Origin of the sequence: Bifidobacterium sp. LCP19S3_E9 (assembly GCF_052121135.1) — a bacterium.
In the GTDB taxonomy this organism is placed as follows: domain Bacteria; phylum Actinomycetota; class Actinomycetes; order Actinomycetales; family Bifidobacteriaceae; genus Bifidobacterium; species Bifidobacterium thermacidophilum.
On sequence record NZ_JBQKEV010000013.1, the window covers coordinates 38,392 to 54,348 of the forward strand.

Genomic DNA, 15,957 nt, shown 5'->3' on the forward strand with positions numbered 1-15,957 from the left:
CGAAGACATGAAGACTGCCCGCGGGCGGTTACGCCCTCAGCCTGAAACAGGCACACGTGACTGGGCTGTGGGAATATCAAACCAACGAACGTATCAGACCGGCCTCGAACAGACCGGCTCCTAGAACTCTTAGAAAGGAACACCATTGGCAGGGACGAATCCACGGGCGGCGCGCATCGCGGCGCTCATCCAGCGTGTGGTCGCATCCGCGTTGGAACGCCAGCTGCACGACGAACGGCTCCACAGCGTGACCATCACCGACGTGCGGGTCACCAACGATTTGCAGATCGCCACCATCTACTGGACCCAGCTCGGCCACGACGGCAAGGAACAGGGTGAACGCAAGCGCGCCCAGCAGGCGCTCAATCAGGCGAAAGGCCGTCTGCGCACGCTGGTCGGTCGCAAGGCGGGGCTGCGACTTACCCCGGAACTCAAGTTCAAGTTCGACGAGGTGCCGGGGGAGGCGACCGAAATCGAAGATATTCTAGTCACCGCCCGTCGTCGTGACGAGGAACTCGCGAAAAGCCGTGAACACGCCCAGTACGCCGGCGAAGCCGATCCGTACAAGCATCCTGAGGAGCGGGAGAACCGATGGGCCGAGGATGATGATGATTACGATGCTTATGACGACGACAACTACGGTGAGGAATCCGACGACGCCGTCGATACCGGCGACGAACATGACGATACCGACAGCGGGCTGACAGGCGGGCAGGATGCCTGACGGCCTTATCGTCATTGACAAGCCGCAAGGGGTCACGAGCCATGACGTCGTTGCCGCGGTACGGTCGGTGCTTCACGTGAAACGCGTCGGCCACGCAGGCACGCTCGACCCGATGGCCACCGGCGTGCTGGTCATCGGGTTCGGCTACGCCACCCGGCTGCTCAACTACATCGTCGACCATCACAAGACCTATGAGGCGACCATCCGGCTCGGGATGCGCACCACCACCGAGGATGCCGAAGGCGAGGCCATCGAGTGGCCTGCCGAGGAACGCGAACACGTGCGCGCGCAAATCGCCGCGCTTTCCCGGGAAGTGATTGAACAGGCGATTAACACCCACCTGATGGGGGAGATTAGCCAGGTCCCGAGCTCCTACTCTGCGGTGAAAATCAACGGCAAACACGCCTACGATCTCGCCCGCGAAGGCAAGGAGGTGGCCCTCAAGCCTCGCCAAGTGACCATCGACAGCTTCGACGTGCTCGCCGTCCATGAACCGGATGCGGCGCAGGACACGCGCGATATCGACGTGCGTGTCACATGCTCCGCAGGAACGTATATTCGGGCGCTCGCCCGCGATCTGGGCCATATCCTCGGGGTCGGCGGATACCTCACCCGGTTGCGGCGCACCCATGTCGGCGCGTTCAGCCTCGAAGGACCGCATGTCTTGCCCGCCCGCAGCGAGGAACATAGCTTCACCACGCGCGACGGACGGCACGAAACCCGCATGAGGGCCCGGCTTGATATCACGAAGGAGCAGCTCCTGGACGCCGCCCTGACCATGGGGCAGGCCGCACGGATGACCATGCCCGTCGTGGATGTCAGTGACAAGCAGGCGCAGGATCTGCGGTATGGGCGCAGTATTGGCGTCACCGTGGCGGGTGCCACAGCCGCCATCGCGCATCCGGCAAATACCGGGGAAGACGTGGTCGCCATCATTGTCCCCGACAGCGGGATGCCGGCGCAATCGCGCCCGACGGTGGTCTTTCCCGCCGCCTGACCTTTTGCTAGAGTGGACGCGGCAATCCAAGAATCAAAACATCGAAGACAACCAAGACATCACAACCAAGACATCCAAGAGTTTCGGGACAACGACAAGAGGAACAGCATGAATATCACCAATCTGGTTCCCGACGTCAACGGGCTGGTCAACTGGCCGACCTTGAGCGTCAACCGTAAATCCGTCGTCACGGTCGGATCCTTCGACGGCATGCATCAGGGGCACCGTGCGGTGATTGGAAGAACCGTTGAATTGGCCAAGCGCAACAACGCCTTCTCGGTGGTCATCCTGTTCGACCCGCGGCCGAGTGTCGTCCATCAGTACGCAAAAACCCATCAGGGGCAGCAGCCGCCGGCGGATATCGCCGATCCTGAGCGGCTCATGGGCGTCGACCAGCGGCTGCGCGTCATGGACGAACTGGGTGTGGACCACGTGCTGCTCGTGCGGTATACGCTCGCGTTCGCCGCGAAATCCTTCCGTTTCTTCCTCGGCCAGCTGGTCGGCAAACTCGGTATGCGCACCCTCGTGCTGGGGCAGGACGCGCATATGGGGGCGGGCCGCACCGGCGATGTGAAAGCCATCGAGAATCTTGCGCTCGCCACCGGTGTGTTCGAACTGGACATCGTTGACGACCGCGGGCCCGGATACACGCGTATCCCGCAGAATATCGCATATGTTGCGCCTGAGGGACCGGGCGAGCCGAAAGACCCGACCGCCGGCATGACCAAGGCCCAGATGCGCGCGTGGAGTAAAAAGCATCAAGCCAAACAGGCGAGAGTGTGGAGTTCCTCGAATGTGCGCTATCTGCTGTCCCATGGACGGATCAAGGATGCGAACGCCATTCTGGGCGCGCCTCATGCCATCGAAGGCACGGTTGTTCACGGCGAGCAGCGCGGTCGTGGCATCGGCTTCCCGACGGCGAATCTGGACACGCAAATTGACGGATTCCTGCCTGTCGATGGCGTGTACGCGGGGTGGCTGGTTGACTTGGGTGAGCCTAAGAACGGCGATGATGCGCAGGATTCGACGACGTCTGCAGATGCGGCGGATCAGGCGCCACAAGACGCTGCTCGGCCCGATGTTGCGAATGCGGACGGCACCACGCCCGCCGCAAGCATCCCGCTGCCCGTGGACCTTGCCTCCATTCGATCGCGGCTTGCTCCGCACTCGCCATACCGTTGGCCGGCGGCTATCTCCATCGGCACCAAACCCACATTCGAAGCCGAAGCCGGCGAGCCGGAACGTGTCGTCGAAGCCTATGCGGTGACCGATGACTGGCTTGACCTGTACGGGCATCGCGCTCGCATTGAATTCACCGGATTCCTGCGTCCACAAATCAAGTTCGATTCCGTGGACGCACTGAAAGCTGAGCTTGCGGTCAACGCCAAGCAGGCGGCGGATGCCGCCCGGCAGGCCTGAACGGCTGTTGGCGCTGGCATATCGTCAGCCGTCTCTCACCGGCGCTTCGTGAGCCCCAATGCGTCCAACGCATCCCGCAACGACGTCACCTCGACCAATTCAATCCCCTTCGGCGCGGAACCTCCCCGCCGCTTGCCCGAACGGGTCGCCGGAACCACGGCACGTGTGAACCCGAGCCGTGCCGCCTCGTTCAACCGGTGGGTGAGCTGGGGAACTGGCCGCACCTGCCCGGTCAGCGATATCTCCCCGATCGCGCAGGTCGACCGTGCAATCGGGGTGCCGGTCGCTGCGCTCGCCAACGCCGCAACAATCGCCAAATCGCATGCCGGCTCTTTGGCGGACGCCCCCGCGATGGTCGAAACATAGACGTCGTTGGCAAGCAGATTCACCTTGCCATGACGGTACAGGACCGCGGTGAGCATCGCCAGACGGTTCCCATCCACACCGTTGACCGCACGACGCGGGGTGGGCAACACGGATTTCGTGACGAGCGCCTGCAACTCGATTGGCAGGCTGCGATGCCCGTCCAGAGTGAAGGTCACGCATGTGCCGTCTACCGTCTCCTGCGAAGCGGACAGGAACAGCCCGGAAGGGTCGGTCACCTCTTCTATGCCCTCGCCGCTCATATCGAAGCAGCCAACCTCGTCGGTGGGACCGAACCGGTTTTTCACCGCGTGCAGCATACGCAGCGCGGTCTGCGTATCGCCTTCGAATTGGCAGACCACATCGACCAGATGTTCCAGTGTGCGCGGCCCGGCGATTGAACCATCCTTGGTGACGTGACCGACCAAGACAATAGGGATGTCAAGGGTTTTTGCGGTGTCGATAAGCGCGCTCGCGACTTCTCGCACCTGGGTGGAACCGCCCGAGATGCCATCGACATCTTGGGAGACGATAGTCTGCGCGGAATCCACGATGGCGAGCCGCGGATGTTCCTGAGCGATCAGCCCCAAAACGGTGGCCAGATCAGTGGTGGAGGCGAGCAGGAGATTGTCCTGCACCGCATCGATGCGTGAGGCACGCATGCGCACCTGTGCCTGCGATTCCTCGCCCGACAGGTACAGTACGGTGCCATCCGGGTTCGTGCGCGCCACATTCCCCGCCGTTTCGAGCAATAGTGTTGATTTGCCGATACCCGGCTCGCCGGCGACCAGAACGACAGAACCGGGGACGATGCCGCCGCCCAGTACACGGTCGAATTCGCCGAATCCGGTGGGAATGCGGGCAACGCTTTCCGTGCCGACTTCGCTGATCGGTTTGACCGTGCCCTCACCCACCACGGTCTGTGCCTGCGTGCGCGAGGTACGGCCGGGAGCGGCGGTGCGCGATTTTGCGGCGGGACGCGCCTCATGGAACTCCTCGACCGTGCCCCATTGGCCGCATTCAGGGCAGCGTCCGTACCATTTGGGGCCGTTCCAGCCGCATTCTGTGCACACGTACTGCGTCGTAGTCTTTGCCATAGTGCCGAAGCTAGCGAACTTTCACGACATTGCGCGGCGGGCTCAACGTGCGTTCCCGATGATGCCGGGCACGCGTCATGCCGCTGTGCGAGAATAAACCGTATGGCGAACACTCAACAATCCTCATCCCACGGCAAGCTCACTGCGGTAATCGCAGTGGCAGCGGTGGTTATTGTGCTGGCACTGCTGTCGGCATTCATCTGGCCCGGCTGGGCGCTCAACAAGACGACGACACCGGCGAGTGCGCCGACCACCAGCTCGACGGCGAGCGGCAAGAAGTCAGCGAGCGCGAAAGCTCCATCGACTCCGACCATTTCGGCAAAAGCTCTGCCCACTGACGCGACCAGTCTGCTGAAAGCCATGCCGGACAGCGTGGTCAATTATGCGCGTACCGACGCCAACCCGAGCGCGAACTGGACATCCACGTCACCGCTGGAAGAGTACACGATGACGTATTCCACTGGGGATGACACAAAGAACATCTCACTGATTACCGCACAGTGGTCCAGTGCAGATGATGCGAAAAAGCAGTATGAGACGTTGACGGCCTCGCTGACTGGCGACGAGATTGCATCCGGCAATGTCAAGGTCAGCGGAAAGACTACCGGCAGCTATGTGATTCGCAAGGACGCCTCCGACAGCAAGAAGGCGGTCGCTGTCTGGCTCAACGATACCGCGGTATTTCAGGCGAACGGTCCGAGTGACGCGGTGACGACGTTCTGCCAGAAATTCCCGCTGTGACGAAGGCAGGACGCGCTTTCGCGTGTGCCGTCGGAATGTCGTTATCCAAAGTCGCCGAATGCGTGTAGTATTAGGCGAGTTGCAATCTTTCGGTAATAAGAATGGAGGCTTCAGATGGGTTCCGTCATCAAGAAGCGCCGCAAGCGGATGAGCAAGAAGAAGCACCGCAAACTGCTGCGTAAGACTCGTCACCAGCGCAAGTAGTTGCACCGGTGAAGCCTCGCGCGCAACATGCGAGTAGCTCACAGCTCAGGCCCCTCTTCGGAGGGGCTTTTTCTTTGCCTTGCCGGAGCGGCTGCCTTGAACTGGTGGCATCCGGACGCGGCTTTGGCGTAACCGGTTGGCAAGAGGACGCATAGGTATGTTGCGTATGTCCGGGCATGCGCAACCTGACATGGTGATCGCACGCCGAGAAAGAAAACCGCGAACGGGCTGGATTACCATCCGTTCGCGGTTCAGCTATTCACGGTATTACTGCGCACAGGTGCGTGCGTGTGGGCTCAGAGCACGGCGTCCATGGCCTGCTTCAGGTCGGCGATGATATCGTCGGCGTTTTCTAGGCCGCAGCTCAGACGCACGAGGTCGATGCCGACGCCCGCCTCCTTGAGCTGCTGCTCGGTGAGCTGACGGTGCGTGGTGCCGGCCGGGTAGAGGATGCATGAGCGCGAATCGGCTACATGCGTGGCGATGGACACGAGCTTCAAATGGTCGAGGAACGCGGAGACCTTGTCGCGACCGCCGGGCACGCCGAAGGCGATGACGCCGCACGTACCGTTCGGCATGTATTTCTTCGCGAGCTCGTAGTATGTGTCGGTTTCGAGGCCGGGGTGGTTGACCCACGAGATGCGCGGATCCTCGTCGAGGAACTTCGCCACCTGGTAGCCGTTTTCGCAGTGCCGCTTCATACGCAGCCCCAGATCTTCAAGGTTCTGGCCGAGGATCCATGCGTTGAACGGCGAGGGGATCGAGCCGAAATCGCGCATGAGCTGCGCCACGCACTTGGTGATGAACGCGCCGCCGTTGCCGAATTCCTTGGCGTAGGTCACGCCGTGATACGAATCGTCGGGCGTAGTCAGGCCGGGGAACTTGTCGGCGTGGGCCATCCAGTCGAAGTTGCCGGAATCCACGATGGCGCCGCCTACGCAGGAGCCGTGGCCGTCCATGTACTTGGTGGTCGAATGCGTCACGATGTCGACACCGTACTTGAAGGGGCGGCAGTTGACGGGCGTCGGGAAGGTGTTGTCGACGATCAGCGGCACGCCGTGCTGATGTGCTGCGGCGGCGAACTTGTCGAAGTCAAGCACCATGAGCGAGGGATTGGCGATGGATTCGCCGAACACGGCCTTCGTATTGGGCTGGAACGCGGCGTCGAGCTCTTCGGGCGTGCAGTCCGGGTGCACGAAGGTGCAGTCGATGCCCATGCGGCGCATGGTCACATTGATGAGGTTGTAGGTGCCGCCGTAGATGGCGTTCGAGGCGACGATATGGTCGCCGGCGGAGCAGATGTTGAACAGGGCGAAGAAGTTCGCCGCCTGGCCGGAGCTCGTGAGGATGGCCGCGGTGCCGCCTTCGAGTTCGCAGATTTTCTTGGCGACGACATCGTTCGTCGGGTTGGACAGGCGGGTATAGAAATACCCGGACTCCGACAGGTCGAACAGGCGGGACATCTGCTCGCTGCTCGTGTATTTGAATGTGGTGGACTGGACGATCGGGGGCGTGCGTGGCTCGCCGTTCTTCGGCTGCCAGCCGCCCTGGACACAGATGGTGTCGATGGATTGGGATTCGTCCGTCATATCGGTCATGGGGTTTGCCTTTCTGTGATAGGGCATCGTATCGGATGTGCGTCAACGTACCTTATTCAGTGTATCCCCAGCCATTCCACTGACTCTCTTATGTGTGATGTGTGACGGATTCGGGTGGTTCTCGACGGCAATGGCCGTATGCTGGCGGATTCGTGCCGCAGATACCCGCTCAGGCTGTAAAAGAAACCCCCGTGGGTTGCCCCGCGGGGGTTTGAAAGGGAGGATTTACACGCTCACTTGTTCGGGTTGGTGAGCACGCGCGGGCCTGCCGGATCGCCGACGATGACCTGGTCGACCATGTTGAGGAACAGGCCGTGCTCCACCACGCCCACGGTGTGGATGAGATCCTCGGCCAGCTCCTGCGGGTGGTCGATGCGCCCCAGGTGCAGGTCTACGACGTAATCGTTCTCGTCAGTGAGCACCGGCTTGCCGTCGGCGTCCAGGCGCAGCGTCGGCTTGTAGCCCTTCGCCTCGAATTTACGGATCACCTGGCCGTTACCGAAGGGGATAACCTCGACCGGCAGCGGGAACTTGCCGATGGTGTCGACGACCTTGGACTGGTCAACGATCCACACGACTTTGTTGGAATTGATCGCCACGATCTTCTCCCACAGAAGGGCAGCGCCGCCGCCCTTGATGCCGTTGAAGTTCTTGTCGACCTCGTCGGCGCCGTCGATGGTGATGTCGATGTGGTCCACATCGTCGATGTTCACAATCTTGATGCCGTAGCCCTCGGCCTGGGCCTGCGTGCGGCGAGACGTGGTCACGCCAGTGAACTCAAGACCTTCCTCCTGATGACGGCGGCCGAGCTCGTCCACCAGGAACTTCACGGTCGAACCAGTGCCGAGGCCTGCGATCATGCCGTTTTCAACGAGCTTGGCGGCTTCGATGCCGGCCGCCTTCTTCAGCGCATCCTGCTGTGCCTTATCCATGGTTTCTCCTTTGCCATCCTTGCCTCCGCCGCACGGATCAACGGCGTGAAGCCTTATCTCCTATCCTAACGCGAATGAGCGATTTTGTGTCATCGTGTCCGATTGCGGTACATATTCGTGTGTTTGGGTGTCAGTGTCGTACGAATGGTGCGTTGGTGATGGTCAGGTTGCCGTCGCCGTCCACATAGCCTTCGATTTCGATGCTGCCTTTGATCGGCATCGGCTGCCCGTTGAAATACGGGCTCGTTTTCGGCGCGGGGGAGAAGGTCAGCGTACCGGATACCGTCAGCCCGCTGGGCTTTGCGGGGGGTACAGGTTGCGTTGATTGTACAGGTTGCGTTGATTGTGCCGCTAAGGGTGACGAAGACTTGGTCTCCGGCCTTGCGGCATCCGTCTGATCCGTCGCCGCAGCCGGCTTGCGCAAACTTGCCGCATCCGCTTTGCCGTCCAATACCAATTGCACGTCTGGAGGCACATCGGTGCCATGTGCGTATTCGGAGCCCAGCAGCGACTGCCAGCCTTCAATCGGTAGATAGCCGTCGCGCGCACCCGAACGGCAATCGCCCGCATAGGTGCGTGCCAGTTCATCGACCAGCTCATTGCCTTCGTTGCCGGCGTGACCTTTGACCCATCGGAAATCCACCGGGCCAGGGCGTTGTGAGATCTCACGGTCGATCGCCTGAATAAGCTCTTTGTTCTTCACAGGCTTTTTCTGCGAATTTTTCCAGCCGTTCTTCTTCCAGCCTTTGACCCACTTGGTCGAGCAATTGATGGCGTACTGCGAATCCGATTCGATGAGCAATGGCTCAGGGCCCGGGTGCGCTCGCAAAGCTTCCAGCACTGCGCACAGCTCACCAATCTGATTGGTGCCGTTGGTCGCGCCGCCCGCATCATAACCATGGTCGTCGTGCTTATGGCCGGGCTTGCCGCCGGCGTTCTGCTCATGATCGGCCCAGGCCCAGCCCATTGGCCCGTTTGGATTCCCTAATGCGGACCCATCTGTGGATACTGTGATAGTCATGTTCTCCACCCTAACGCAAGCTGTGCAATCTCTTGCTGAAGTGGGGTTGCCCAGTGCGAGGCAAAACAACGTAGTGAAGAGTGTGAATAACATCACACCTATTGACTTTGCTTGAAAAACATGCCATCGCGCGTGAATAGGTGAGCGCTCACAAGAAAAACAAGACATTTCCTCTCTGTGGGTGAGGCCGGCAACAATGGCGCATCCGGTATCTGGAATGAGAATAAGGGACTGTACAAAACCAGTGACGGCAACATCGAAATCCTCAAACCAGAGGCGGACAGCGATGGTTCGACCTCCACGGCCGCATCCAAGGGCACCATGCTTATCGCAGGCAACTCCAAAACCGTGGCACTCGGTCCAGGCGGCATGGCCTTGGCTCCCGGCCTGCCGCTCGGTCTTGGCTGGTTCATCCGACGCCGCTTAGGATTGGATGCCTCCGACATTCTGGACCGTAAGCTCGGCTTGAAGTAACGGCTGGTTCGGACGTGATTGCTGTCACGTCCGGATCATGACGACAGCGCGAAGGTCCTCATCGGTTTACGTCGATGAGGACCTTCGCGCGCATTAGGGGAGTCTGTTGCGGGCTGCGCTACGCGGGTCATGCTGCGCGGGCGTGCTATGCGAACAAACTACGCGAACAAGTCGTTCAGTGCCTCGGCAATCGTCGGATGCGTGAACACCATATCGCGCAACGTGCTGGCCGGCGCGTCAAGATCCATCGCCAACTTGACGATATTGATCACCTCGTGCGACTCGACGGAAAGCAGCATCGCACCCAGAATGCGGCCAGTATTGCGTTCCACAATCGCCTTCATCAGACCATCCGGTCGCCGCATTACCTGGGCCTTCGGCACAGCGGCCACCGGCAATCGCTTGACCACATAATCCAATCCAGCCGCCTTCGCCTCGCGCTCATTCAATCCCACGCGCGAGTAAGGCGTGGCGAGGAATGTGCTTGACGGCACATGCTTGCGGTCCTTCACCGTGTACGGACGGTCGGAACCATTGAGCTGCGACCACACCACGCGATAGTCATCCAGCGAAATGTACGTGTGCTGCGGGCCGCCGTTCACATCGCCCAGAGCCCAAATGTCGGCTGCTGTGGTGCGCAGAAGCTCGTCGACTTTCACGGCACCGCGTTCGGTGAGCTCCACGCCAGCTGCCTCAAGATGCAGTCCCTCGACGTTCGGCGTACGTCCGGTGGCCACCAGTACCGCGTCGGTGGTCAGGCAGAATCGGGCTTCAGCCGGCTCGGCGAACCGCGGCTCGCCATCGTCTGATGGTTTCGTTTGAACGTGTGACATCGTGGCGTGATCGGTCGGGTTGCTAGTGGGGCTGGTGGTTGTTGTAGTGTCGGTGGCACCGGTGATATCGGTATGAGCGTTCCCGGTGCCGGCGGGGGTGGAATCGCAAGCTTGCGATGCGCCGCGAGTCATACCCTTCACCGCAACGGACAACCTGACGCCGCCGTCAGCAGCAGGCGCGATGGCCTTGGTATCCGCGTTGAACAGGAACTTGACGCCCTGCGCTTCCAACTGTGCGCGAATCGCGGCCGCCACATCCGCATCCTCGCGCGGCAGGAACTCGGCATTGTGCTGCAGCACGGTAACCGCCGTGCCGAAATCGGCAAACATCGAGGCAAACTCAAGTCCAATGAATCCTGAACCGATAATCACCAGTCGCTGCGGCATATCGTCGAGATCCATCAGTCCAGTGCTGGTGTAGACGCCGGGCGTAGTATGGATACCGGGAATATCCGGAATGCGCGGCGTGGCACCGGTATTGATGAAGATCTTGCTGGCGGTCACGGCGACCGGGCCCTCAGCGGTGGCGATTTCCACGCTATGAGGGCCGGTGAAGTGAGCGCGGCCGGTGATTACGGTGATGTTGTCTTGGTCGGCGAGCTTGTGATAGTTCTTGTCGCGCAGCATCGAAGTGACGCGGCGCTTCTCCTTGATAGCAGCCTCGAACGCTGCTTCGCGGGTTTCGGGAGTACTGTTCGCGCCATCCCGCCGCGCCTGTTCGGCGGACAAAATCAGTGACTTGGACGGCAAGCATCCGATATTGATGCAGGTGCCGCCGTACATGTCGGCGCTTGCCTCGGCGACGACGACCTTGCGGCCGGCTGCACTGAGCTTGGCAGCCAAGGTTTTGCCGCCCTTGCCGAATCCAATGATCAGGGCGTCGGTGGTGATAGTGGGGGAGGTGCTGGGTGTGCTGATGGCATTGGGTGTGCTGATGGACATGGTTACTTCCTTACGTATTCGAGTGATAAGAGTGCGTTGTGCTGATGTGTTGTGTGCCGTGCGGCGTCTTTGACTGCCGAAGCGTTATCGACTGATGCTGGCTAGGGGAAACGCGCGGGATTATTAGCCTTTGCGCTCGCTGAATATCTGTTCGGTGATGTCGTGGATGGTGGTGTGTTCGAGTTGTTCGAGGCAAGTGCGGTTGAGCCCGGCATAGATGTCGTTCATCACTGCGCCCATTGAAGATGACACCAGACAGTCCTCGTGTACGTCGCCCGGTGTCCAGTTCACTTTCACAAAAGTGGTGCCGGTGGCTTCCGTTACCGCGCGCAAAGTGATTTCGGCGGCGGGCCGGGCCAGAGCTTACCCGCCTTCAGCACCCTCTTTAGTGGCGATGAGTCCGGCTGAGGCGAGCGGTCGCATTACTTTGCGCACGCGCGCCGCATTGGTACATATGTTCTCGGCCAGGATCTGACTGGGCAGGTGTGTGGCGCGATGGTCAAGGTAGACCAATGCGTGCACTGCCAGTGAATGGTCGCCGTTCATGAAACGACCTCCTCACCGAGTCGATACTGTAGCTATGATGTGTACAGTTATGATACTGTAATCATATCAGATACAGTTAGTGTGTCAAATCGGGGTTGAAGAGGTGGATGACTATGTGTATAAGTGAGGTGTCCACATGGTTATCCACAATGAATGTGCGTAAGTGAAGCTAGGACCACATACCTCGAATCGGCTTCCGTTTCCGCACCCACTACCCATATGGTGGTGTCATGAACAGGATGACCGACGGCATCACCAACTATGGAGCTCTGCCAGGCTCTATATACGATCCGCCTCCGGAAGAATCGGAGACAGTTTTTGTTCCGCCCGAATTTGCGGGGGCATTTTCTGCTGACTCGAAATACCCGACTTTTCGCGACTCGCCATCGCCAAACAGTGGTGCACATGATTCTGCGGCGGCACCGACCATGAGCGAAAGCCTTGCCCAGCGCAAACGCGACATGGTCGCACGCTGCACTGAGGAAGCGAAACGGGCGGGCAAGAAGCTGCTTTTCGGCATAACCACTTCCCTCGCTCTGCAATCCGTACCGATTCCCGCCGATTGCGACCTCGACTCGGCCAAGCTGCACACTGTATCCAGCGTTAAGAGCAAGCGGTTTCGTACACGCCATGCACCACTGCAAACGCATATTTGGAAACATGCGGCTAAAGCCGCCAATGTGGAAATGAACCAACACGTGTTTGCGCTGGACCTGTTTCACGTATGGGCTCAACTTGCCCCGTATGTTTCTTTTGAGTCCCTGATTGTGCTCGGGGATGCCGTCATCGCTGCTACGAGCAAACAGCCAGTATTGGCCAAGGATCGTGATGCTGCTGCAATCTATCAGGATCTGGTGAAGTTCGTGGAGCGATTTACCCGATTCAGAGGGCGCCCGTCCTGCGTTCGAGCATTGCCGCTGATATCACCTGGTGCTGATTCGCCCAAAGAATCAGAAGAACGACTCTCTCTGGTAGCGCATGGGATTCCACAGCCGGTTGCGAACTATGTGGTGCCGGATGCGGCTTTTGCATCTGGAGCTCCCATAACGTTGGACTTAGCGTGGCCAGAGTTCAAGGTCGCTGTTGAATATGATGGCGATCATCATCGTACGAGTAAGGCTCAATGGCGCCGTGACCAAGAGAAAAGGGGTGTGCTGGTCGGGCGGAGATGGCTGGTCTTCGTCGCCACGGCGGCAAGTATCGCTAACGAGGACGCTCGTGCTGAATTCGCTTTCAACGTGGCGAGGGCGCTTGCTTCGCGCGGTGCCGTATTCGAGTTTCATGTAGTTGCCATGTCTCTTGAAGAGTTGTCGCAGAGCCTGCTGTGACCATAATGTCCGAAATGGACTGATGTAAAGGCAATATTTGTACGACCTGTTGTTGTGGTGTGTGCTTGATATTGCATGCCGTTCGATTGCGATGCCTCGTAGTGATGGATTTCGTGAATGACTAGTGTTCGATTGTGGAGGGAAATGTGTCATAGTGGTCGATTGGGGGGGGGGTGCATTGGGCGTGGATTTGCGCCAATGGGTGTGGGACGCTACGCGTGTTTTGCCGATTTTTGCGTGGCGTCCCACGGCCCCTCGGGTAATGGCTGTGACGGGTGTGGCAGGAATGGCGTCTTTCCGGGGTTTCCAGTTTGAGTGTGTGGGATGGGGGAAAATGTAAAACGATTGACTTAGCTGTTGTCCCACGCTTTTGTGGGATGGCAACTCTGGAATGGGCAAATTCGTCGTGGCGTCCCACAACGATGTTAAAACTCGACCATGATGCAAGCCGACCGAACGCTTCGGCGGTCATCTGGCCGCTGTGACCCCACAATGATGATGGTAGGCAGGCGAACGTTTCGCGGTCATCTGGCCGTCCTGCCCTGCAGTGATGTTGAGAAAATGCAGTCACGGTGCATGAGGAGAACCGTTGACCTGCGTGTTTCAGTGGTCGCGAACTGCATATGCGCTAAAAAAGCTCTGCAGTGGATTGCATGAATCCAATGCAGAGCCTTATTAGTTGCGGTGAACGCGACTAACGCAGCGATTTCACTCGCTCAGGGCCTTGTCGACCACGACGGTGGCCTCGTCGAGTACCTTGTCCAGAGCCTCGGGGGAGACGAAGGACTCGGCGTACACCTTGTAGATGTTCTCGGTGCCGGAGGGGCGGGCGGCGAACCAGTTGTCCTTGGTCGTCACCTTGAGACCACCGATCGGCGCGTCGTTGCCGGGAGCCTTGGTGAGCTTCGCGGTGATCTCCTCGCCGCCCAGGGTGGTGGCGGTCACATCGTCGCCGGTGAGCTTGGCGAACTTCTGCTTCTGCTCGAGGGTGGTCGGCGTGTCGATGCGCTTGTACCAGCTTTCGCCGAAGCGGGCGACCTGGTCCTTGTGCAGTTCGGCCGGGTTCTTACCCATCTTGCCGGTGATTTCCGCGGCGAGCAGGTCGGGGATGAGGCCGTCCTTGTCGGTGGTCCACACGCGGCCGTCCTTGCGCAGGAAGCTCATGCCGGAGCTCTCTTCGCCGCCGAACGCGACTTCGCCGGTGAACAGCGGGTCGACGAACCACTTGAAGCCGACCGGGACCTCGACGAGCTTGGCGCCGATGGAGGCGGCCACACGGTCGATGAGCGAGGAGGACACGAGGGTCTTGCCGATGCCGGTGCCTTCAGGCCAATCCGGGCGGTTCGGGTTGCCGTTCTTGTCCTTACCGAACAGGTATTCGACGACGACGGCGATGTAGTGGTTCGGGTTCATGACGCCCCAGTTCGGGCAGACGATGCCGTGACGGTCGGCGTCCGGGTCGGTGCCGCCGACGAGGTCGTACTTGTCCCACGCGCCGTTGTTGAGGGAGTCGACCAGACCCTTCATCGCGTACGGGGAGGACGGATCCATACGGATCTTGCCGTCGTGGTCGATGGTCATGAAACGCCAGGTCGGGTCGACTTGCGGGCGCACGACTTCGATGGAGGTGCCGTACACTTCGTTGACCAGCGGCCAGTAGTTGACGGACGCGCCGCCCAGCGGGTCGATGCCCAGGCGCACGCCGGAGGACTTGATCACGTCGAAGTCGATGACGTTGCCCAGATCCTCGACGTAATGCTTGCGGAAGTCGAAACGCTCGACGAGATCGGACTTGACGGCCTGCTCAAACGGAACGCGCTTGACATTCTTGAAATCAGGCAGCAGCTCGTTGGCGCGCTTGGCGATTGCGTTCGTCGTCTCAGCCGGGGCCGGGCCGCCGGTCGGCGGATCGTACTTGAAGCCGCCGTCGGTGGGCGGGTTGTGCGACGGGGTGACGACGATGCCGTCGGCGAGGTCGTCGCCGGAGAAGCGCTGCGTGCCGTCAGCCGCACGGTTGTGCGTCAGGATAGCCTGGGAGACGACCGGCGTCGGGGTGAAATCGTCGCGCGAATCGATGCGCACACGCACACCGTTGGCGACCAGCACCTCGATAGCGGTCTTCCACGCCGGCAAGGACAGGGCGTGGGTATCGCGGCCGAGGTACAGCGGGCCGGTGATGCCGGCGGCCTTGCGGTGCTCGGCGATGGCCTGGGAGATGGCGACGATGTGGGCCTCGTTGAACGAGGTCTTCAGGGAGGAGCCGCGGTGGCCGGACGTGCCGAAGCTCACGCGCTGCTCGGGGACGTTGACGTCGGGGACGATGTCATAGTATTTGCCGATGACCTCGTCGACATCAATCAGATCAGCTGGGGTGGCGGGAAGACCCGCATTTTTTGCTACCATGTCTTCAATTGTGCCACGTCGTTTGGATGTTCGCTCGGAGGCGTCCCGACATATGGCAACGATCGCTGATTTTCGCTTCTCGTGTCAGGAATGAAACGTTTGCATTGGCGGAATCATCGTATTCCTCTTGATTGCTATCGTTTGCATACGATTGGCGACATACGGACGTCGGGCTGATTCAGTGATTGCGGCACCCGGCATCGTCTCGCCGGTCCGCCCGCGCCCACGTGTCTGTGACCACGCACCCGCGACCTCGTACCAGCAGCCACGCGCCAACGCGGCATCTTCCTTGAAGATCCGCGGCTCGAGACGATTCAATCCAAAGATGCCCGCAA

Annotated in this window: 13 protein-coding genes and 1 pseudogene; 7 read left to right on the forward strand and 7 right to left on the reverse strand. The window is 60.1% G+C overall.

Translation table 11 applies throughout. From position 1 onward, the window contains the following. Nucleotides 1-145 precede the first annotated feature (145 nt). The 3 genes from rbfA to ribF all read left to right on the forward strand — a co-directional run bounded on the left by rbfA (nucleotide 146) and on the right by ribF (nucleotide 3,140). Nucleotides 146-724, forward strand: a complete 579-nt coding sequence (rbfA, locus tag ACTQYB_RS07440; RefSeq protein WP_441482308.1) for a 30S ribosome-binding factor RbfA — start codon at nucleotides 146-148, stop codon at nucleotides 722-724. Next, nucleotides 717-1,721 carry a tRNA pseudouridine(55) synthase TruB gene (gene truB / locus ACTQYB_RS07445; RefSeq protein ID WP_441482309.1) on the forward strand — a complete coding sequence of 335 codons (1,005 nt, stop codon included), beginning with the start codon at nucleotides 717-719 and terminating at the stop codon, nucleotides 1,719-1,721. The genes rbfA and truB overlap by 8 nt, the downstream gene beginning before the upstream one ends. A 108-nt stretch (nucleotides 1,722-1,829) precedes the next feature. Continuing rightward, the gene (ribF, locus tag ACTQYB_RS07450; protein ID WP_441482310.1) at nucleotides 1,830-3,140 is read left to right on the forward strand and encodes a bifunctional riboflavin kinase/FMN adenylyltransferase; all 1,311 of its coding nucleotides are present in this window, start codon (nucleotides 1,830-1,832) and stop codon (nucleotides 3,138-3,140) included. Between the two features lie 35 nt (nucleotides 3,141-3,175). Here ribF and radA read toward each other — a convergent pair whose 3' ends face one another. Beyond that, the gene (gene radA, locus ACTQYB_RS07455; protein ID WP_033505949.1) at nucleotides 3,176-4,600 is read right to left on the reverse strand and encodes a DNA repair protein RadA; all 1,425 of its coding nucleotides are present in this window, start codon (nucleotides 4,598-4,600) and stop codon (nucleotides 3,176-3,178) included. A gap of 102 nt (nucleotides 4,601-4,702) precedes the next feature. On the opposite strand from radA, the gene ACTQYB_RS07460 reads away from it, so the two are divergent. Both ACTQYB_RS07460 and ACTQYB_RS07465 read left to right on the forward strand, forming a co-directional pair. Continuing rightward, on the forward strand, nucleotides 4,703-5,341 hold the full coding sequence (locus tag ACTQYB_RS07460) for a hypothetical protein (RefSeq protein ID WP_044091641.1): 639 nt from the start codon (nucleotides 4,703-4,705) through the stop codon (nucleotides 5,339-5,341). 114 nt (nucleotides 5,342-5,455) lie between these two features. Beyond that, a complete protein-coding gene (locus tag ACTQYB_RS07465) occupies nucleotides 5,456-5,545 on the forward strand; it encodes a 30S ribosomal protein bS22 (RefSeq protein WP_004268639.1) in 90 nt (29 codons plus the stop codon). A 296-nt stretch (nucleotides 5,546-5,841) separates the two neighbouring features. Here ACTQYB_RS07465 and ACTQYB_RS07470 read toward each other — a convergent pair whose 3' ends face one another. The 3 genes from ACTQYB_RS07470 to ACTQYB_RS07480 all read right to left on the reverse strand — a co-directional run bounded on the left by ACTQYB_RS07470 (nucleotide 5,842) and on the right by ACTQYB_RS07480 (nucleotide 9,042). Continuing rightward, on the reverse strand, nucleotides 5,842-7,143 hold the full coding sequence (locus ACTQYB_RS07470; RefSeq protein ID WP_441482311.1) for an O-acetylhomoserine aminocarboxypropyltransferase/cysteine synthase family protein: 1,302 nt from the start codon (nucleotides 7,141-7,143) through the stop codon (nucleotides 5,842-5,844). Between the two features lie 233 nt (nucleotides 7,144-7,376). Next, nucleotides 7,377-8,075, reverse strand: a complete 699-nt coding sequence (gene rpiA, locus ACTQYB_RS07475) for a ribose-5-phosphate isomerase RpiA (protein ID WP_441482312.1) — start codon at nucleotides 8,073-8,075, stop codon at nucleotides 7,377-7,379. Between the two features lie 130 nt (nucleotides 8,076-8,205). Beyond that, entirely contained in the window at nucleotides 8,206-9,042 is an 837-nt protein-coding gene (locus ACTQYB_RS07480) for a ribonuclease H family protein (protein ID WP_007055306.1), read from the reverse strand. Between the two features lie 231 nt (nucleotides 9,043-9,273). Here ACTQYB_RS07480 and ACTQYB_RS07485 point away from each other — a divergent pair, with 231 nt between their 5' ends. Continuing rightward, nucleotides 9,274-9,570 (forward strand): hypothetical protein, encoded by a 297-nt coding sequence (locus ACTQYB_RS07485; protein WP_007055315.1) that lies wholly within the window; start codon nucleotides 9,274-9,276, stop codon nucleotides 9,568-9,570. A 158-nt stretch (nucleotides 9,571-9,728) separates the two neighbouring features. On the opposite strand, the gene ACTQYB_RS07490 is transcribed toward ACTQYB_RS07485, so the two are convergent. Both ACTQYB_RS07490 and ACTQYB_RS07495 read right to left on the reverse strand, forming a co-directional pair. Beyond that, nucleotides 9,729-11,345 (reverse strand): FAD-dependent oxidoreductase, encoded by a 1,617-nt coding sequence (locus ACTQYB_RS07490; protein ID WP_007055323.1) that lies wholly within the window; start codon nucleotides 11,343-11,345, stop codon nucleotides 9,729-9,731. 123 nt (nucleotides 11,346-11,468) lie between these two features. Then, nucleotides 11,469-11,891 (reverse strand): annotated as a pseudogene (locus ACTQYB_RS07495) (RrF2 family transcriptional regulator). Between the two features lie 230 nt (nucleotides 11,892-12,121). Here ACTQYB_RS07495 and ACTQYB_RS07500 point away from each other — a divergent pair. Beyond that, a complete protein-coding gene (locus tag ACTQYB_RS07500; RefSeq protein ID WP_033505937.1) occupies nucleotides 12,122-13,219 on the forward strand; it encodes a hypothetical protein in 1,098 nt (365 codons plus the stop codon). 708 nt (nucleotides 13,220-13,927) lie between these two features. Here ACTQYB_RS07500 and ACTQYB_RS07505 read toward each other — a convergent pair. Beyond that, nucleotides 13,928-15,580, reverse strand: coding sequence for a phosphoglucomutase (locus ACTQYB_RS07505; RefSeq protein ID WP_441482321.1), 1,653 nt, complete (start codon nucleotides 15,578-15,580; stop codon nucleotides 13,928-13,930). Nucleotides 15,581-15,957 lie beyond the last annotated feature (377 nt).